Annotated in this window: 16 protein-coding genes and 1 other RNA gene; 5 read left to right on the forward strand and 12 right to left on the reverse strand. The window is 52.7% G+C overall.

Features of this window, described 5'->3' with window-relative positions:
* Both sufB and sufA read right to left on the reverse strand, forming a co-directional pair.
* A partial coding sequence (gene sufB / locus FD737_RS21835) for a Fe-S cluster assembly protein SufB (RefSeq protein ID WP_160834581.1) occupies positions 1–995 on the reverse strand: 995 nt, incomplete at its 3' end.
* 5 nt (positions 996–1,000) lie between these two features.
* Positions 1,001–1,375 carry a Fe-S cluster assembly scaffold SufA gene (sufA, locus tag FD737_RS21840; protein ID WP_038647312.1) on the reverse strand — a complete coding sequence of 125 codons (375 nt, stop codon included), beginning with the start codon at positions 1,373–1,375 and terminating at the stop codon, positions 1,001–1,003.
* A 390-nt stretch (positions 1,376–1,765) separates the two neighbouring features.
* Here sufA and FD737_RS21845 point away from each other — a divergent pair, with 390 nt between their 5' ends.
* The gene (locus FD737_RS21845) at positions 1,766–2,170 is read left to right on the forward strand and encodes a hypothetical protein (RefSeq protein ID WP_045813973.1); all 405 of its coding nucleotides are present in this window, start codon (positions 1,766–1,768) and stop codon (positions 2,168–2,170) included.
* A 30-nt stretch (positions 2,171–2,200) separates the two neighbouring features.
* Here the strand turns inward: FD737_RS21845 and FD737_RS21850 are convergent, their stop codons facing one another.
* Complete coding sequence (locus FD737_RS21850; RefSeq protein ID WP_160834582.1) at positions 2,201–5,254, reverse strand: FAD-binding and (Fe-S)-binding domain-containing protein; 3,054 nt, start codon at positions 5,252–5,254, stop codon at positions 2,201–2,203.
* A 206-nt stretch (positions 5,255–5,460) separates the two neighbouring features.
* On the opposite strand from FD737_RS21850, the gene ydiK reads away from it, so the two are divergent.
* The gene (gene ydiK / locus FD737_RS21855; RefSeq protein ID WP_034821692.1) at positions 5,461–6,573 is read left to right on the forward strand and encodes an AI-2E family transporter YdiK; all 1,113 of its coding nucleotides are present in this window, start codon (positions 5,461–5,463) and stop codon (positions 6,571–6,573) included.
* A gap of 316 nt (positions 6,574–6,889) precedes the next feature.
* An RNA gene (gene rprA, locus FD737_RS21860) (antisense sRNA RprA) lies at positions 6,890–6,997 on the forward strand.
* A gap of 98 nt (positions 6,998–7,095) precedes the next feature.
* Here the strand turns inward: rprA and ppsA are convergent.
* Positions 7,096–9,483: a phosphoenolpyruvate synthase gene (ppsA, locus tag FD737_RS21865; protein WP_097119270.1), complete on the reverse strand. Its 2,388-nt coding sequence runs from the start codon at positions 9,481–9,483 to the stop codon at positions 7,096–7,098.
* Between the two features lie 451 nt (positions 9,484–9,934).
* Between ppsA and FD737_RS21870 the strand changes: the two genes are divergently transcribed.
* Complete coding sequence (locus tag FD737_RS21870; RefSeq protein ID WP_058959746.1) at positions 9,935–10,762, forward strand: pyruvate, water dikinase regulatory protein; 828 nt, start codon at positions 9,935–9,937, stop codon at positions 10,760–10,762.
* 148 nt (positions 10,763–10,910) lie between these two features.
* Positions 10,911–11,957, forward strand: a complete 1,047-nt coding sequence (locus FD737_RS21875) for a 3-deoxy-7-phosphoheptulonate synthase (RefSeq protein ID WP_097119269.1) — start codon at positions 10,911–10,913, stop codon at positions 11,955–11,957.
* A gap of 5 nt (positions 11,958–11,962) precedes the next feature.
* Here the strand turns inward: FD737_RS21875 and FD737_RS21880 are convergent, their stop codons facing one another.
* The 8 genes from FD737_RS21880 to ihfA form a co-directional block, all read right to left on the reverse strand.
* Complete coding sequence (locus FD737_RS21880; protein WP_097119268.1) at positions 11,963–13,402, reverse strand: YdiU family protein; 1,440 nt, start codon at positions 13,400–13,402, stop codon at positions 11,963–11,965.
* Between the two features lie 97 nt (positions 13,403–13,499).
* A complete protein-coding gene (locus FD737_RS21885; RefSeq protein WP_097119291.1) occupies positions 13,500–14,243 on the reverse strand; it encodes an EAL domain-containing protein in 744 nt (247 codons plus the stop codon).
* A gap of 311 nt (positions 14,244–14,554) precedes the next feature.
* The gene (locus FD737_RS21890; RefSeq protein WP_097119267.1) at positions 14,555–15,016 is read right to left on the reverse strand and encodes an NlpC/P60 family protein; all 462 of its coding nucleotides are present in this window, start codon (positions 15,014–15,016) and stop codon (positions 14,555–14,557) included.
* A 68-nt stretch (positions 15,017–15,084) separates the two neighbouring features.
* Positions 15,085–15,831 carry a vitamin B12 ABC transporter ATP-binding protein BtuD gene (btuD, locus tag FD737_RS21895; protein ID WP_097119266.1) on the reverse strand — a complete coding sequence of 249 codons (747 nt, stop codon included), beginning with the start codon at positions 15,829–15,831 and terminating at the stop codon, positions 15,085–15,087.
* The gene (locus FD737_RS21900; RefSeq protein WP_160834583.1) at positions 15,832–16,377 is read right to left on the reverse strand and encodes a glutathione peroxidase; all 546 of its coding nucleotides are present in this window, start codon (positions 16,375–16,377) and stop codon (positions 15,832–15,834) included.
* A 39-nt stretch (positions 16,378–16,416) separates the two neighbouring features.
* A complete protein-coding gene (gene btuC, locus FD737_RS21905) occupies positions 16,417–17,400 on the reverse strand; it encodes a vitamin B12 ABC transporter permease BtuC (protein WP_097119264.1) in 984 nt (327 codons plus the stop codon).
* Between the two features lie 90 nt (positions 17,401–17,490).
* Positions 17,491–17,853 carry a DUF2502 domain-containing protein gene (locus tag FD737_RS21910; RefSeq protein ID WP_097119263.1) on the reverse strand — a complete coding sequence of 121 codons (363 nt, stop codon included), beginning with the start codon at positions 17,851–17,853 and terminating at the stop codon, positions 17,491–17,493.
* A 191-nt stretch (positions 17,854–18,044) separates the two neighbouring features.
* Entirely contained in the window at positions 18,045–18,347 is a 303-nt protein-coding gene (gene ihfA, locus FD737_RS21915) for an integration host factor subunit alpha (RefSeq protein ID WP_007892687.1), read from the reverse strand.
* Between the last annotated feature and the right edge of the window lie 4 nt (positions 18,348–18,351).

Genomic DNA, 18,351 nt, shown 5'->3' on the forward strand with positions numbered 1-18,351 from the left:
GGGTATTTCCAGGTGATGGCTGAACCGGTCTCAGACTGCGTCCAGGACATCTTGCTGTGGTCGCCTTCACACAGCGCACGCTTGGTCACGAAGTTGAGGATACCGCCCTCGCCTTCACCGCCCGGGAACCAGTTCTGTACGGTGGAGTATTTCACTTCGGCATTTTTGTGGATGATCACCTCAACCACTGCGGCGTGCAGCTGGTAGGTGTCACGCACCGGGGCTGAGCAGCCTTCGATATAGCTGACATAGCTGTCTTCATCGGCGATCAGAATGGTACGTTCGAACTGACCGGTTTTTGCCGCGTTGATACGGAAATAAGTCGACAGCTCCATCGGGCAACGCACGCCTTTAGGGATGTAGACAAAAGTCCCGTCTGAGGCCACAGCAGAGTTCAATGCCGCGAAGAAGTTATCGTTGTGGGGAACCACAGTACCGAGATACTTCTGCACCAGCTCTGGATGATCGTGAATCGCTTCGCCGAATGAGCAGAAGATAATGCCTTGCTCAGCCAGTTTGTCACGGTAGGTGGTGGAAACGGATACGGAGTCAAAAATCGCATCAACCGCGACTTCACGTCCTTCACGTACCGGAACACCCAACTGATTGAAAGCGTCTTCCACTTCTTTGGTCAGGTAATCGCTTGACGCGACGCTGCCAGAGGTTTGCTTCGCACCCGGTTCAGACGCGCAGCTATCATCGCAATTGCCGCAAGACGGCGCGGAATAGTAGCTGTAGTCCTGATAATCGAGTGAGGCGTAGTTAGCTTTCAACCAGTGTGGCTCTTCCATCTCTAACCAGGCACGGAAGGCCTTGAGGCGGAATTCCAGCATCCACTCAGGTTCGTTACGTTTGGCCGAAATAGCACGCACCACATCTTCATTGATGCCGTGTGCCAATTCGTCGGTTTGCAACTGGGTAAAGAAGCCTTCTTTATAATTCAGGCTACCTTCCCACGTTTGTACATCGTCAGATGCTTCGCTGTGTCGTGACATTTTACTTACTCGACGCCAAAGCTCTCACCGCACCCGCAGGCGTGCTGAGCTTTAGGGTTGTTGAATTTAAAAATCTGGTTCAGGCCTTCACGGACATAATCCAGTTCGGTACCGTCAACAAACGGCATAGCCTGAAGAGGCACAAATAATTTTGCGCCGAATTGCTCAAACGTCAGGTCGTCATCGGCTGGCTCTTTTGTCAGATCCATAACGTACCCAAAACCGGCACAGCCGGACTGCTTCACACCCAATCTAAGGCCCTTAACTTCAGGATCCGCCTCAACCAGGTTAAGAATCTGTTTCGCTGCCGATTCGGTCAGCGTAAGCCCTTTCCAGACGAAATCGTCGGGTGAAAAGGAAGCTGCATTTACTGATGACATAGTGCTACCTCGTAAGTCTGGGCCTTTTCAGGCTATCCCCCTATGGTAGTGATATCAGATACCACTTCAACCTCTTGTTTTGCAGGGATAATCATCTCGTGCTATTTTTTACTGTTGCTTTATTAAGCATAGTCTCTTCAATCGAGCTTGTGAGCGGCATTCCCGTGCGCGCCACGCCCGCGTAACCCGTTAAAATGACGTAAAATTTAGAAATTCAACTTTACGACATCGTCATGATTGATAGGTTACGCCTTTCTTCAATGTAAAGGGATTGTTATTGCCGATTTTAGTAACAGGCAAAGGAAATCAATAAAATTTCATTGCGGGAATTGCATTCCTGACGCGGTTGAATATGATAATGATTATCATTAACCCATTTAAGGTAGCGACATGACGCTTACCGTCTCAGCCTGGTTACAACACAAAATCGATGAATATAAGTTTTCAGTGCGTGATATCACCGTCGACTTCTACATGGCTCAGGCTAAGCTCAACCGCACCGATTGTACTATTGACCAACTGCGTCGCTTTAACGACACCTGTCTCGACATGGCAGAAATCTGCGAGCTTAACGGCGACGACCAAAGCTATCTGCATGCCATGGGCAAGCTCCATCACCGCTTAGTGCAGGAGATGGGCAATGCCGATCGCGACCGTTTATTCCGTATTCAGGCCTATCAACTGGCGCGCCTGTCGTTGACTCGCTTGTGTCATCAACTGGCGCTCAGCGGCGAGTGGGATAAAGCCACCAGCCTGCAGAGTGATTTCGTCCGTCACGCAGGCTGGATATTCTAATCCAGCTTTGTGACGACTCCTACAATTTGTTTACATCATTTCCAGTAATGCCTGCAGCGGATGGCGCATGCCATTGCCCTCGGCGCGTTTAACCTGGCTGCGACAGGAGAAACCTGTCGCCAGACAACGCTGACGTGGCAGTTTCTGTAGCTGCGGATGCCATGAGAGTTCGTAGATGCCGAGCGAATTTTCGAGGTTCTTGCTCTCATGTCCGTACGTCCCCGCCATACCGCAACACCCGACGTTGACGTTCTCCAGCTTCGCACCGAAACGCGCAAAGATGTCCTGCCACTGATTCGGCGTTGAGGGCAGCGCAGTGACTTCAGTGCAGTGGGCAAACAGATACCAGGCCTCGCCGCTGGCAGTTTGAACCGCACGCGCATCTAAGGCCTGCTGCAACCATTCGTGGACCAGTTGCACCTTGAACTCACCGCGCTGCTCACCCAGCACTTCCTGATATTCATCGCGATAACACAGTACCGTTGCGGGATCGACCCCAACCATCGGCATTCCCAATTGGGCGACACGATTAAGAAACTCGGCGGTTTTGCCGGCTGTGCGTGCAAAGCGCTGCAGGAAGCCTTTCACATGTTGTGCTTTGCCATTGGGTGAGAAGGGTAATAACACCGGGCGGTAGCCCAGCTTCTCAATCAATTTGACGAAATCGGTCACCAGCTGCGCTTCGTAATAGCTGGTGAACGGATCCTGCACCACCAGTACACAGTTTTCACGTTGCGCCATATCCATCGCTTCCAGCTGTTCCAGCGTCAAACTCATCGCCGGATGGCCGCCGAGCTGCTGTTTCAGGCTTGGAGAGGAGAGCAATGGCAGATCGACCATACCAATGTGGGTTTTACTCAGATCGCGCACCCACGGCTGCTTGAGGAAGAAGTTGAACACCTTTGGCGCTTTGGCCATCAAAGGCGCATAACTCTCTACCGTTGCCACCAGATGATCGCTCATCGGACGCAAATAGCGCGTGTGATAAAGCTGCAGGAAGCGCGAGCGGAAGCCCGGTACATCAATCTTAATCGGGCACTGCGTCGAACAGGCTTTGCAGGCTAAACAGCCTGACATCGCCTCTTTCACTTCATGAGAAAAGTCATACTCGCCCTGCTTCGCGTGCCAGGAGTTACGCGTGCGTTGGATCAGTGTGCGCAGGCTGGCACCCTGTTTAGGCAGCGCCTGTTCCAACTGCGAGGGATCAACGCCCTGCTCTGACAGCAAACGCAACCATTCACGCGTTAGCGTCGCGCGGCCTTTCGGCGAATGGATACGGTTGCGGGTAATCTTCATCGACGGGCACATCGGGCTGCGCGCATCAAAGTTGAAGCATAAGCCGTTGCCGTTGCACTCCATGGCACCGCGCCAGTCAGTTCGCACCGTGACCGGAATCTGACGATCGTAAGTGCCGCGTTTCACCGCATCCACCTGCATCATCGGCTCGTTGCTGCCCAGCGGGGTGCAAATCTTGCCGGGGTTCAGGCGATTATCAGGATCGAAGGCGGCTTTAATTGCGCGCAGTTCGTTGAACAGCGTCTCGCCAAAAAATTCCGGGCTGTACTGCGCGCGGAATCCTTTACCGTGTTCACCCCACAGTAATCCGCCGTAGCGTGCGGTCAGCGCCACCACCTCGTCGGAGATTTGCTTCATCAGCATTTCTTGCTGCGGATCGCACATGTCGAGCGCAGGACGGACGTGCAGCACACCGGCGTCCACGTGGCCAAACATGCCATAACTCAGGCCATGGCTATCGAGCAAGGCGCGGAAATCGACGATGTAATCCGCCAGTTGTTCTGGCGGAACTGCCGTGTCTTCCACAAACGGAATCGGCTTGGCGCGCCCTTTGGCGTTACCCAGCAAGCCCACCGCTTTTTTGCGCATATTATAGATGCGCTCGATACCGCCTAAATCATTACACAGTTGATAGCCGATCACACCGCCCTGCTGCTGCGCCATCAGCTCATCCAGTCGACCGCACAGGCTGTTGACCTGCTGTTCAATCAATTCGCCGTTGTCACCGGCAAATTCAACAATATTCAGGCCGAGCATTTCCTTGTCCGGCACATCGGTAATCAGCTCTTTTACCGAATGCCAGACAATATCCTCACGTGCCAGATTCAACACCTTAGAGTCCACGGTTTCCACTGACAGCGCTTTGGCTTCCACCATGAAAGGGGCATTACGCAGTGCAGAGTCAAAGGAGTCGTACTTGATGTTCACCAGACGACGCACTTTCGGGATCGACGTGATGTCCAGACGCGCTTCCGTAATAAAGGCCAGCGTCCCTTCTGCACCGCATAACAAACGCGTCAGATCGAAGGTTTGCATGTCATCGCTGAACACATGACGCAAGTCATAACCGGTCAGGAAGCGGTTAAGCTTAGGGAATTTATCCAGAATCAGATCACGCTGATCACGACAGCGATTCAGCACCTGATGATAGATACGCCCTTCTGCTGTCGGTGTTGTTGCTAATTGCTCAGCCAGTTCGGTGGGCATCGCGCGGGTATCCAGGATATCGCCGCCGAGCAGAACCGCCCGCAATCCCTCCACGTGATCCGAGGTTTTACCATACACCAGCGAACCCTGCCCGGATGCATCGGTATTGATCATGCCGCCTAAGGTAGCGCGATTACTGGTGGAGAGCTCCGGCGAGAAGAAGAATCCATAAGGCTTCAACCAGGCATTGAGCTGATCTTTCACCACGCCCGCTTCCACACGCACCCAGCCCTGTTCAGGATTGATTTCAAGGATGCGATTCATGTAGCGCGACATGTCGACCACAATGCCCTGATTGAGTGACTGACCGTTGGTACCCGTTCCGCCGCCGCGTGGGGTAAACACCAGGCTGTTAAACCGCGTTTCGCCCGCCAGACGAGCGATTAACGCCACGTCCGCCGTCGAACGCGGAAACAGCGCGGCATCGGGTAACAGCTGATAAATGCTGTTATCGGTAGCAAGCGAGAGACGATCGGCATAACTGGTGGCGACATCGCCGGTAAAGCCTTGTTCTTTTAATGACTGCAGGAATGTCAGCACCAGTTGAACGAGGCCTGGCGCCTGGGAAATCTGTGGGATCATTATTGCGTGACCGAGATGTTGTAAACGTTTGCGTGGTTATTTTTTTCAACCACTGGTTTTATCATATTTTTTTAATGGCTGCTGTTTTTTCAGGAAAGACCTCCGCGACACCTGCTTTTTTCTGTTTAATTTTCAGGAAATAGCTCATCATTGATCAGGGCCCACGCGGTCCACCACGAAGGATTAATTGAGGTCAAAACGTTGTGATGAAAAGCCTGCAACGCGGTATGGATCTACCGCAACTGCTGTTCTCGTTGATGTTCATTCTCATCATGATCATCGCCTGCCTGTGGGTGGTACAACCCTTTATTCTGGGCTTTGCCTGGGCCAGCATGGTGGTGATTGCGACCTGGCCATTGATGATCCGTTTGCAGCATTTGCTGTGGGGACGACGATCGCTGGCGGTGATCGCCATGACCATTCTATTACTGCTGCTGTTCATTATTCCCATTGCCCTGCTGGTGAGTAGCCTGATCGACAACAGCGCGCCGGTGATTGCCTGGGCCACGCAGCGTCATCTGGTTTTCCCGGATTTTGTCTGGCTGCGCGAAATTCCGTATGTCGGCAACAAAACCTACTCCAGCTATCACAAAATGGTCGATGGCGGCGGGACGGCGATTTTAAATCAGCTACAACCTTACATTGGCCGCACCACCGGCTTCTTTGTGGCGCAGGCCGGCCACTTCGGCCGCTTTATGATCCACCTCGCCGTCATGCTGCTATTTAGCGTATTGCTCTATTGGCGCGGTGAGCAGGTCGGCCACGGCATTCGCCACTTTGCTTATCGCATGGGCGGACGTCGCGGCGATGCGGCGGTGCTGCTGGCTGGGCAAGCGATTCGTGCCGTGGCGCTGGGTGTGGTGGTGACGGCGCTGGTGCAGGGTGTGCTGGGCGGCATTGGCCTGGCGATTTCCGGCATCCCTTATGCCACCTTGCTCACCGTGCTAATGATTCTGACGTGCCTGGTGCAGTTGGGGCCCTTGGTGGTGCTAGTACCGGCTATCATCTGGCTCTACTGGAGTGGCGATACCACCTGGGGCACGATATTACTGGTGTGGAGTTGTGTAGTCGGTACGCTCGATAGCGTGTTGCGTCCGATGCTGATTCGCATGGGTGCGGATCTGCCGATGATTCTGATCCTTTCCGGCGTTATCGGGGGATTGATCGCCTTTGGCATGATCGGACTGTTTATTGGCCCGGTGGTGCTAGCGGTATCTTATCGTTTGGTTTCCGTGTGGATGCATGAAGCACCTGCCCCGGATGATGACCCGCAAACGGCCATCGAAGCTCTTGCCGAACATGAGGAAGAGCAACCTTAAAGCTGACCTTTTCCGCGAGCGGTGCAGATAAATGCACCGCCTTCTTCTCCCACGTCTGATTTGCCTTACCTACTGCGCTGAAAGCAACTTAATCGCTGTCACATAATTGCCTACACCACCCTTTATTTTTCATAAGCGATTTTTAAGAAAAAACGCAGATTTAGGCGCTTTAGGTGGATTTCGCTAACGGAATGATTATTTTTCGAACTGAATCATCAGGCGCAACCGTTAAAAAAGCTCAGAAAAGATTATCAGCTTTAAACTAATAAGAGGATTCTTAAAGACGCCAGCAAGCCTGATGAATAACATGAATCCTATGTTTGAGATCAAACCACTGATTTTTAAACAACCTTTTTCCCCTGAGTAAAGTGAAGAATTGCTGTGTGTAGTCTTTGCCCATCCCCTGTGATGGGCTTTTTTTTGTATTTTTTATGGATAAAAAAAAGGCCAGCAGCGCTGGCCTTAATGATTTCGTCAGGGACGCTTCAGATTTACCCCGAACGCGCCCTAATTGATGTCTGATTACTGCTTAGCAGCATCCAATTCCGCCAGATTTAACCAGGTTTGCACCACGGTATCTGGGTTCAATGACAGGCTATCAATACCCTGCTCCATCAACCACGCAGCGAAGTCTTCATGATCTGAAGGACCCTGGCCACAAATTCCAACATATTTGCCTTGTTTCTTGGCGGCCTGAATCGACATCGACAGCAGCGCCTTCACCGCTTCGTTGCGCTCATCAAACAGTGCAGACACCACGCCAGAATCGCGGTCCAGACCCAACGCCAGCTGTGTCATGTCGTTCGAACCGATAGAGAAGCCGTCGAAATACTGCAGGAACTGTTCAGCCAGCAAGGCGTTTGACGGGATCTCACACATCATGATCACCTTCAAGCCGTTCTCACCGCGCTTCAGACCTTGCTTGCCCAGTTCTTCCACCACGGCAGCCGCCTGGTCAACAGTGCGCACAAATGGAATCATAATCTCGACGTTAGTCAGACCCATTTCATTACGCACACGTTTCACGGCTTCACACTCCAGCGCGAAGCAGTCGCGGAAGCTGTCTGCCACATAGCGCCCCGCGCCACGGAAGCCCAGCATCGGGTTCTCTTCTTCTGGCTCGTAACGCTCGCCGCCCACCAGATTGGCGTATTCGTTCGATTTAAAATCAGAGAGACGCACAATCACGCGCTTCGGCGCAAAGGCCGCGCCCAGGGTGGCGATGCCTTCGGTCAGACGCGCAATGTAAAACTCAACCGGATCATCGAAGCCCTTCATCATTTGACGAATCTGCTGCTGCAATTCTGGCGTCTGCTGGTCAAACTCCAGCAGCGCTTTCGGGTGCACACCGATCATACGGTTGATGATGAACTCCAGACGCGCCAGACCAACACCTTCATTTGGCAGACAGGCGAAGTCAAAGGCGCGATCCGGGTTACCGACGTTCATCATGATTTTCAGTGGCAGGTCCGGCATGGTATCCACTTGCGAACTGGTCACTTCAAAGTCCAGCAGATCCTGATACACATAACCGGTGTCGCCTTCAGCACAGGAAACGGTCACCTTATGCCCATCTTTCAGGTAATCGGTGGCATCGCCACAGCCAACGACGGCAGGAATGCCCAGCTCACGTGCGATGATCGCCGCATGGCAGGTACGGCCACCACGGTTGGTCACAATCGCGGAGGCCTTCTTCATGATCGGTTCCCAATCCGGGTCGGTCATGTCGGTGACCAGCACGTCACCTTTCTCGATGCGATGCATTTCGCTGATGTCATGAATCACTTTCACTTCACCCGCGCCAATGCGATGGCCGATGGCACGGCCTTCGACCAGCACCTTGCCTTTCCCTTGCAGGTTATAGCGCTCCATCACCTGACCGTTAGAGCGCACGGTTTCCGGACGCGCCTGCACAATGAACAATTTGCCGGTGTGACCATCTTTCGCCCACTCGATATCCATTGGGCGCTTGTAGTGCTGCTCAATCAACACCGCCTGGCGCGCCAGATCCTGCACTTCGTCATCGGTCAGGCTAAAACGGTCACGCTGCTCCTGATCGACATCTTCAATGCGCACCTGCTCACCGTGCTCCTGAGAATCGGCATACACCATGCGGATCTTTTTGGAACCCATAGTGCGACGCACGATAGCCGGGCGATTGGCTGCCAGTGTGGGTTTGTGCACGTAGAATTCATCCGGGTTCACCGCACCTTGCACCACCATCTCACCAAGACCGAACGCCGAGGTGATAAAGACCACCTGGTCGAAACCGGATTCGGTATCAATGGTAAACATCACGCCAGAAGACGCGAGATCGGATCGCACCATGCGCTGAATACCCGCTGACAGGGCAACGCCACGATGGTCGTAGCCCTGGTGCACGCGGTAAGAGATCGCACGATCGTTAAATAAAGAAGCGTACACGTGCTTCACGGCCACCAGCACCGCATCAAAGCCCTGCACGTTAAGGAAGGTCTCCTGTTGCCCCGCGAACGAGGCATCGGGCATGTCCTCAGCGGTGGCGGATGAGCGCACCGCAAAGGAAGCGTCGGCATCATCAGAGGAGAGTTGCTCATAGGCAGTACGCATCGCCTCTTCCAGCTCAGGCAGGAATGGCGTGTCCACAACCCATTGACGAATTTGTTTACCGGCCTTAGCCAGTTCTTCAACATCATCAATATCCGTTTTGTCCAGCAAATCATAAATGCGCTGGTTCAGTCCGCTTTGATCGAGAAACAGATTAAAGGCGTAAGATGTCGTGGCATAGCCGTTAGGCACGGAGACGCCCAGTGACGACAAGTTAGTAATCATTTCTCCCAGGGAAGCATTCTTGCCCCCCACCCGATCAACATCATGCATGCCAAGCTGGTTGTACCAGAGCACTAGCGACTGTTGGTCTTGATTGGACATTGAGATTATCCTTCATTTAAATGATTGGAGCACATGGAACATTTTGCTATTCGCCAAAACAGCCTGGCACAATCAATAAATAAAGACTAAGTGTTGAATCGTTAAAGCAGAAAAAAGAAACGCAAAATCGGACTAGTACCTGTTAGTGCTAGCGTTGCGCAACAGGCTTATTTAATGCTGAAACATGGCCGCAACGATATTTTTCCCCTTTTCAGAGGGTTAGCCATTGGTTTTTGTTGCGCAACAGATTCAGACTTTATTTTTACCTTGTGATAAAAATTGCGGGGAAATAGCGGTTTTCAAAACAGCATTTCATCTAATATTGTTCATCACAAAAATAAAATTCCAGCAGAAAGCACTCACGATATGGATGTTTCATTTTATTTTTAATTAAAATGAAACATCGGCAATGACATTGTTACGCAAAAGTAAATAAGAGGGGATTTCGCCTATGAGCACTGAGCGCAGTGTGTTCTACATTTCAGACGGTACCGCCATTACCGCGGAGGTATTGGGGCATGCCGTGCTGTCGCAATTCCCCGTGAATATCAACAGCGTGACCCTGCCCTTTGTTGAGAATGTTCAGCGAGCTCAGGCGGTGAAGGCGCAGATTAACGCGCTGTATCAGCAAAGCGGCGTACGTCCGATTGTGTTCTTTTCCATCGTCACCCCGGATGTGCGTGAAATCATTCTTGAAAGCGAAGGCTTTTGCCAGGACATCGTGCAGGCATTGGTGGGTCCGCTGCAAAGTGAGCTTGGCGTATCTTCAATGCCAGTGGCGCACCGAACCCATGGTCTGACGGCGAGCAATCTCGGCAAATATGATGCGCGTATTGCCGCGATTGATTACACGCTTGCGCACGATGATGGTATCTCACTGCGTGGTCTGGAGGATGCACAGGTCATTTTGCTCGGCGTCTCTCGCTGTGGCAAAACACCCACCAGCCTCTATCTGGCGATGCAGTTTGGTGTGCGTGCGGCAAACTATCCCTTTATCGCCGATGACATGGATAACCTGAAATTGCCGCCGGCGTTACGCGCCCATCAACATAAGCTGTTTGGATTAACCATCGATCCTGAACGTCTGGCGGCGATTCGGCAGGAGCGTGCAGAGAATACCCGTTATGCCTCGATGCGCCAGTGCCGCCTGGAAGTGGGGGAAGTGGAAGCGCTCTTCCGCACGCATCAGATTCGTTATCTTAACAGTACCAACTATTCGGTAGAGGAGATTGCCACCAAAATCCTCGACATTATGGGTCTGCGCCGCAGCATGTATTGATCTGTACGCCAGGCCGTAAAGCCTGGCTTCCGTCTTGTTTCGCTCACCTTTCTTTTTAGCGGGTTGAATTCGCGGCCTATTGGTTTATTGTGACCACCATCACTTCCCGGTATTTCACCGTTGCGAAGAACAGATTTTGAGAATCTCAATGAACAAGACTGATGAACTGCGTACCGCGCGCATCGGCAGCCTGCTAACGCCCGCTGTGCTTGCGCAAGAACACCCCATTTCACCGGAGGTGGCGGCCACCGTCACCGCTGCGCGCCAGCGTATTGCACGCATTTTGACCGGTGAAGATCCACGCCTGTTGGTGATTATCGGCCCGTGCTCGCTACACGACCCTAAAGCCGCGCTGGACTATGCCGAACGCCTCAACGTGTTACGCGAACGTTACCAGGATCGTCTGGAAATCGTGATGCGCGCTTACTTCGAAAAACCGCGCACGGTGGTCGGCTGGAAAGGATTGATCTCAGATCCGGATCTGGATGGCAGTTTCGACGTTAATCGCGGCATCGCCATTGCTCGTAAACTGTTGCTGAATATCAACGCCACTGGTATGCCGACCGCCACCGAGTTTCTTGATATGGTGATCGGCCAGTTTATTGCTGACCTGATCAGCTGGGGCGCCATTGGTGCACGCACCACTGAGAGTCAGATCCACCGTGAAATGGCATCGGCGCTGTCGTGCCCGGTCGGATTCAAAAACGGTACAGACGGCAATGTGCAAATCGCAGTGGATGCGATTCGCGCGTCACGCGTCAGTCATATGTTCCTGTCTCCGGATAAACACGGTCAAATGACGATTTACCAGACCAGCGGCAATCCGCATGGTCATGTGATTCTGCGCGGTGGTCGTCAACCTAACTACCACGCCGAAGATGTCGCGGCCGCGGCCGCAAATCTGCGTGATTTCAATTTGCCGGAACAGCTGATCATCGACTTCAGTCATGGTAACTGCCTGAAACAGCATCGTCGCCAGCGCGATGTTGCGGATGATGTGGCAGCACAAATTCGTGCGGGATCACGTGCGGTGGCGGGTGTGATGATTGAGAGTTTCCTGCAGGAAGGTAATCAGAAAGTGGTGAGCGGCGAGCCGTTAAACTACGGTCAGTCCATTACCGATCCCTGCCTGAGCTGGGAAGATAGCGCCGAAGTGCTGGAGAAACTGGCTGCCGCGGTCGACAGCCGTTTTTAATCACCTTAGCTGGAGCAACTCACCTCCAGCGTTTTGCCCCACTCTGGCGGCCGTTGGCGTAACTCTGCGCTGACGGCCGCATCATCAAATGGCTGTTGTAAAGCCAGATGGAGCCGCTCCAGCGCCGCCTTCTCACCCTGCTCGACTTCTTCAATCACCTGCTGTGCCAGATAATTGCGCAACACCAGCGCTGGGTTGGCCGCCTTCATGACCTGCTGGCGTTGTTCATCTGATGCCTCATCCTGCAGCAGACGTTGACGATAGCCGTCGTACCAGTGGTCAAACGCCTCGCGGTCGATAAATTCATCACGCAGCGGCGAACGCTGTTGATGCTGCTGCGTCTCACTCAGTAAGCGAAAGGTCAACGTGTAATCGCTTCGCTCTTGTGTCATCAGCGACAGCAGTTGCGTCAGAATCGCGTTGTCATTGGCATCAGCGGTCAGAAGGCCCAGTTTAGCGCGCATCTTCTCACCCCAGACCCGCATAAGTTCCGTTTCATAATGGCTGAGCGCCTGTTTTAACTGATCCGTGCTCATCAACCCTGACAATGCATGCGCCAGACGATTGAGGTTCCACAAACCAATCATCGGCTGATTCTCAAAGGAATAACGCCCCTGATAATCGCTGTGATTGCAGATGAATCCGGGTTGGTAATCATCAAGGAAGCCATAGGGACCATAATCCAGCGTCAGTCCGAGGATCGACATGTTGTCGGTGTTCATCACGCCATGCGCAAAGCCCACGCTCTGCCAGTGGGCGATCAGGCTGGCAGTGCGTTTCACGATATCGGTAAACCACAGCACATAGCGGTCAGCGTCATCGCTTAATTCTGGCCAGTGATGATGAATGGCGTAATCTGCCAGTTGCCGGACCTTATCCTGCTCGCCGCCATAGTAAAAATGTTCAAAGTGACCAAAACGCAGATGACTCTCAGCGATGCGCATCAGCATTGCCCCGCGTTCCTGCGTTTCACGCAGCACTGGCTCATCGCCAATCGCCAGAGCCAGCGCGCGAGTGGTGGGAATCCCCAAATGGTGCAGCGCTTCCGAAGCCAGGAACTCACGCACGCTGGAACGAATCACCGCCCGGCCATCACCCATACGCGAATAGGGTGTCAATCCCGCCCCTTTCAAATGCCAGTCGAGTTTACGTCCGTTCGTCAGTTGCTGTTCACCCAGCAGAATGCCCCGCCCATCGCCCAGTTGGCCGGCCCACACACCAAATTGATGTCCGCTGTAAACCTGCGCCAGCGGGGCCATACCTGGCAATAGCTCACGACCACTCCAGACGCCGTGCCCCTGCCCAGTGAAGAGCCCGGCATCCAGTTCCATTTCTGCCGCCAGCGGCGCGTTATGATAGAACAGACGCCCGCCTTCCAACGGCGTTGGCATCAGCGCCGTATAGCATCCCGGCAGCTCTTGCTGCCAGCTATTAATAAATTGCATCACCACTCCAGAAGGTGCACACAAAAAGCACCAACAGTGAGTTTAAAGAATAGGGTTCAGTGTAACGCTGGGCGTCAGCGGATGACAGTTGAAAGGACTACTGCTGTGAAGGGGTGTGCGAAGTCACATCAGGATAAATAAGATCACCTAACCGTTCCGCTTTGACAACCGGGAACAAATTGCCTTGCAGTTGAGCTCCGCTCAGCGTGCTGACTTTCTCCAGCATGAGGTTATCGTCAACACCACATATTATGAGCTGATCGGCATAATCTGAGAAATTATCGATGACCGTTTGGATAAATGGTGTAAAAGATGCACGTTTAGCCAGGCCTTGTATAAAGGTTTTATCCAGTTTCAGTACACTAAAGAGATTATCGTAAACTGCGGTTGCAGGTGCTTTACCTGCACCAAATTGGGAAAGTGATAAACGGAATTCCTGCTGTAATGTTGCCAGAAGTGGCTGCGCTTTTCCGCGCGCTAATTGCGGAAACGTTTCGCTAATATCGAGAATAATAAAAGGAAGTTGTTTAAATTTCCTTAACAGAAATTCACTTTCAAGCAGCGTTAACGCCATCGAATCATCAATACGAACCAAAGCGGTAATTTGATGTAGCTCAAAAAAGTCACGGTACTTTTCCAGTAAAGAAAGCTGGCTCTGCATTAACCGTAATTGCTGCGCATCGTCTAATTGCGGCAACAGCAAATCCTGCGGCAGCGTAATAGGTGCGCTGTCGTGGACGAATTGCGTCACCAGCTCGACCGCAGTCAGCTGGCCCGCCAGTGTATAAACTGGATAGAACCAGGTTTCCGACTGATAGTCGGCAGATAAATGGACTTTCATTTTAGCAGCCAGAAGCAGTGGCAATTGGCGCATCGTATATCAATGAAAACGGTCAGGCAATAGGACCAAACGTTAGAAGAGACGCAATTTTGTGCCTGATTAAACCGTTTTAAGCCATAAATAAAACTTAAGCCAAATAGCCGAGGTGGTTGTCCATACTCATTAAATAAATTCAGTCTTATTTTTAGTATTTATGCGAGCACAGGTAAAGTGCCATTTTAAATGAGAGTTAAATTTGAGGGGAATTCAATAATAAACCGGCTGAAAAACCATGAAGAGAATAGGTCATTCAGCACTGGTATGGTAATCATTCAGATACGACGTGCCTGCCAAAATACCTTGCGCCAATAGACATTATCCAGTGAAGAGCGAATCACGCCCTGGCTGGTAGAAGCGTGGATGAAGGTGTTATCGGTATCATAAATACCCACATGCAGGCCATTCTCTCCGCTGCCCGTTTTGAAGAAGACCAGATCACCGGGCAGCAAATCGCGTTTATCAATGCGAGTGCCAATATCCGTCTGGTCAACGGTAGAACGCGGCAGTTGCATATCGAATTTATCGCGGAAGGTCAGATAAACAAAACCAGAGCAATCCACACCGCCTCGACTTAACCCGCCGTAGCGATAAGGCGTGCCACGCCAGCGACCTAACTGATCGTTGAGTTGAGCAATCACGGTGATGGAATCAGAAAGGCGGCCATTCGGCGGCGGCGCGTGATGGCTACTACACCCAACCAGCAGCAGCATCAGAAGAAATACCGTTATTCGCATCAGAATGTCCCTAAATCCGTCGCCCGGATGACACTTTAGCGGCAAATCTGCTTAACAGGCAATGTTATTCAGGGAATAAACAGCAGAGGGCCTTGCGGTGTATCAAATTGTTGAAACTCGGTTTGGTACAACGGAGAGAGATTGGCGGCGGTTAAGACGTCCCGCGCACGTCCCTGCATCACCACTTCCCCCTGATGCATCAATCCTACGCGGTCGGCATGGCGCAGACTGTGGTTAAGATCATGGCCGCTGGCAATCACCGCAATACCGGCGTGGCACAGCTGGAGCAGCAATTTATCCACGGCTCGCTGCTGCGCGACATCCAATGCCGTCATCGGCTCATCCAGAATTAAAAGCTTGCCGTGAGGATTGCTCGCCGGATGGATTTGCATCACTACTGCCGCCAGCCGCACACGCTGCCATTCGCCACCAGAGAGCTGCGTCAGTTGACGGGTTAATTTGTCGTGTATACTGAGTTGCGTCAGCACATCATTGAGTGTGACATCTACCTGCGGCGACGCCGAAGAGAAATGCAGACGCAGATAGTGCCAGACGGGCATGGTCCCTAACGCGGCCTGTTGTTGCGGTAACCAGGCACGCCATTGAGCCAGTGCAGCCCCGCTTAAGCGGCTCAACGACGTTCCTGCAAGCTGAATCACGCCTTGAGCCGGCAATAATCCCGACAGCGCACAGAGTAAAGTACTTTTTCCCGCGCCATTCGGGCCTACCAAATGTATCCATTCACCTGCATTGACGCTGAGATCAACCGGAGCCAGACGTCCCGCGACGCTGACTCCCTGACACTGCAACAGCATTTACTCTGCCAGCGCCTGCTCAACGCGTTTCAGGATGATCGGATCATCAGGCGTCATATCCGGAGAGAAACGCGCAATCACCTTACCCTGTTTGTTGATGAGGAATTTTTCGAAGTTCCACAAAATGTCGCCCTCGGCTTTTGGTGTACGTCCTTTGCTCACCATACGCTCGAGGAAACCGCTGCCTTCAGGACGTTCGGCTTCAGGCTGTGCCGCCGTTAACTGCGCATACAGCGGATGACGATTGGCACCGTTCACATCGGTTTTATCGAACATCGGGAAAGTCACACCATAAGTGGTGCTGCAGAAGGTTTTGATCTCTTCGTTGCTGCCCGGCTCCTGCTCCAGAAACTGATTGCAGGGGAAACCCAGCACGCTAAAGTTTTTGTCCTGCCAGGCTTTCTGCAGTGACTCAAGCTGCTCATACTGCGCCGTCAGCCCACATTTTGACGCCACGTTGACCACCAGCAGTACGTTGTCCTGATACTGTGCCAGCGTCGTTTTTTCGCCGTCCAGGGTAACCAGTTCTGTCTGATAAATGCTCATTGTCGATTCCTGTTGTTGAGACCAAGATGCCAGCCATTGCTAGCGCGAAGATTTCACTAATAGCACGATAAACAGCGGTGCGCCGAGGGTGGCGGTGACCACGCCAATCGGCAACTCTGCCGACGTCAGCACCAGTCGGGCGATAATATCTGCCCCGAGGAGCACCGCAGCCCCTGCCAGCGCCGAGGCGGGCAGCAGGTATCGGTGATCGCTAAAACCGCTTAAGCGTAACAGATGAGGGATGACCAATCCGACAAACCCGATGGCACCGGCCATCGCCACGCTGGCGCCAACCAGCCAGCCCATCGCCAACACTAACAGGTTACGCCATAACAATAACGGCAGGCCTAGCTGACGCGCCGAGGTTTCCCCCAGTGAAAGTAAATTCAGCGTCCAAGCGGTGGCTGTCAGCAGCAGAGTGACCGGCAACAGCGCCAGCATCATCCAGCCATAGCGCCAGTCAATACCGCCAAAGCCGCCCATCATCCAGTACATTAACTGCCGTAGATCGAGGCTGGTGCTAAAGTACACGGCCCATGTCATCACTGCGCTACAGATAATGCCGAGCGCAACTCCCGTGAGCAATAAGCGGCTGGCTGAAAGCTGACGATGGGCAAAGTGCAGCAGGATCAGCGTGATCAATAATGCGCCCGCCATCGCCGCCAGCGTCAGGCTCCATAATGAGCCATTGCCCAGCATGACACCCAACACTAACCCAATGCCCGCGCCATTGGATACGCCAAGCAGGCCGGGTTCTGCCAGCGGATTGTTGAACAGCGCCTGCATCACCACACCACACACCGCCAGCGCAGCGCCCACCAGCAGCACCGCCAGCGTCCGCGGTAAGCGCAACTGCCAGACGAAGAGTTCACCGTTAGAGGAAAACCATTGGGTTGGCGATATCCAGATGTCTCCGGCGCACAGGCTGAGAATAAACAGCAGCAGCAGAATGGCACCGAGCAGCATCAGCCAGCGCTGGCTACGACGATCGGCCTGACGGGCAAGCTGGTCCAACAGAGTCATAGATAAGATTGGCAGAGAAAACAGAGATTTGATTGTAGTGGGATTGTGGCAAAAAGAAAGCGGCACCGAGTGGGTGCCGCTAAGCAACGCTTACTGATGAGGCGGGATCGGTTGACCGTGATTATCACGCTTGTCGTGGCTATCACGCGAGTCATGATGCTGGTCTCGCGGCTGCGGTTTGTTATCGTGGTGCGGCGCATTGCCCGGGTGCTGTGGCTGCCAGCCGTTACCGTTCCAGTAACCGTGCGGGCCTTTGGTGCCGATGCGTTGATTGTGGTGCTGTTTCCACCAGGTTGGCGCACGCCAGTCGTAGCCATCCCAGTAGTAGCCACGTTTATCTTGATCACCGATATGAATAGAAACACCCGGTGTGTTGATGTTAACGGAAACATTGGCGTTAGCCAGCAGCGGCATGCCTAACAGGATGCCCAGTAAAAGTGCTGTCTTTTTCATCAGCAATACCCCTTGTTATGTGATGGCGCTGTTATAACAAATGGATTGCCGCAGTCACTATCAGCCAGTGCCGATTTTCATCCTATTTTCCGGATACTTACGAAATCCTGACATTATGGAAAGATTGCGCAGAACGGCCATTTTACAGCCAATAAAAAAGGCCGCTAAGCGGCCTTTTTGTCATACTGAAATTAGTCAGCGTCCTTCGGTGTCGCGTTCTCAACGCGACTTTTCAACTTCTGTCCCGGACGGAAGGTCACCACTCGGCGGGCAGTGATAGGAATATCTTCCCCCGTCTTCGGGTTACGGCCCGGACGTTGATTTTTGTCACGCAGATCAAAATTACCAAATCCGGACAGTTTAACCTGTTCTCCGTTTTCTAACGCGCGGCGAACTTCTTCAAAGAAGAGCTCAACCAACTCTTTGGCATCGCGTTTGCTCAACCCGAGTTTTTCAAACAGGTACTCTGACATTTCAGCTTTTGTAAGCGCCATAGGT

It is taken from the genome of Pantoea sp. Seng (assembly GCF_009829935.1).
In the GTDB taxonomy this organism is placed as follows: Bacteria; Pseudomonadota; Gammaproteobacteria; order Enterobacterales; family Enterobacteriaceae; genus Pantoea; species Pantoea communis.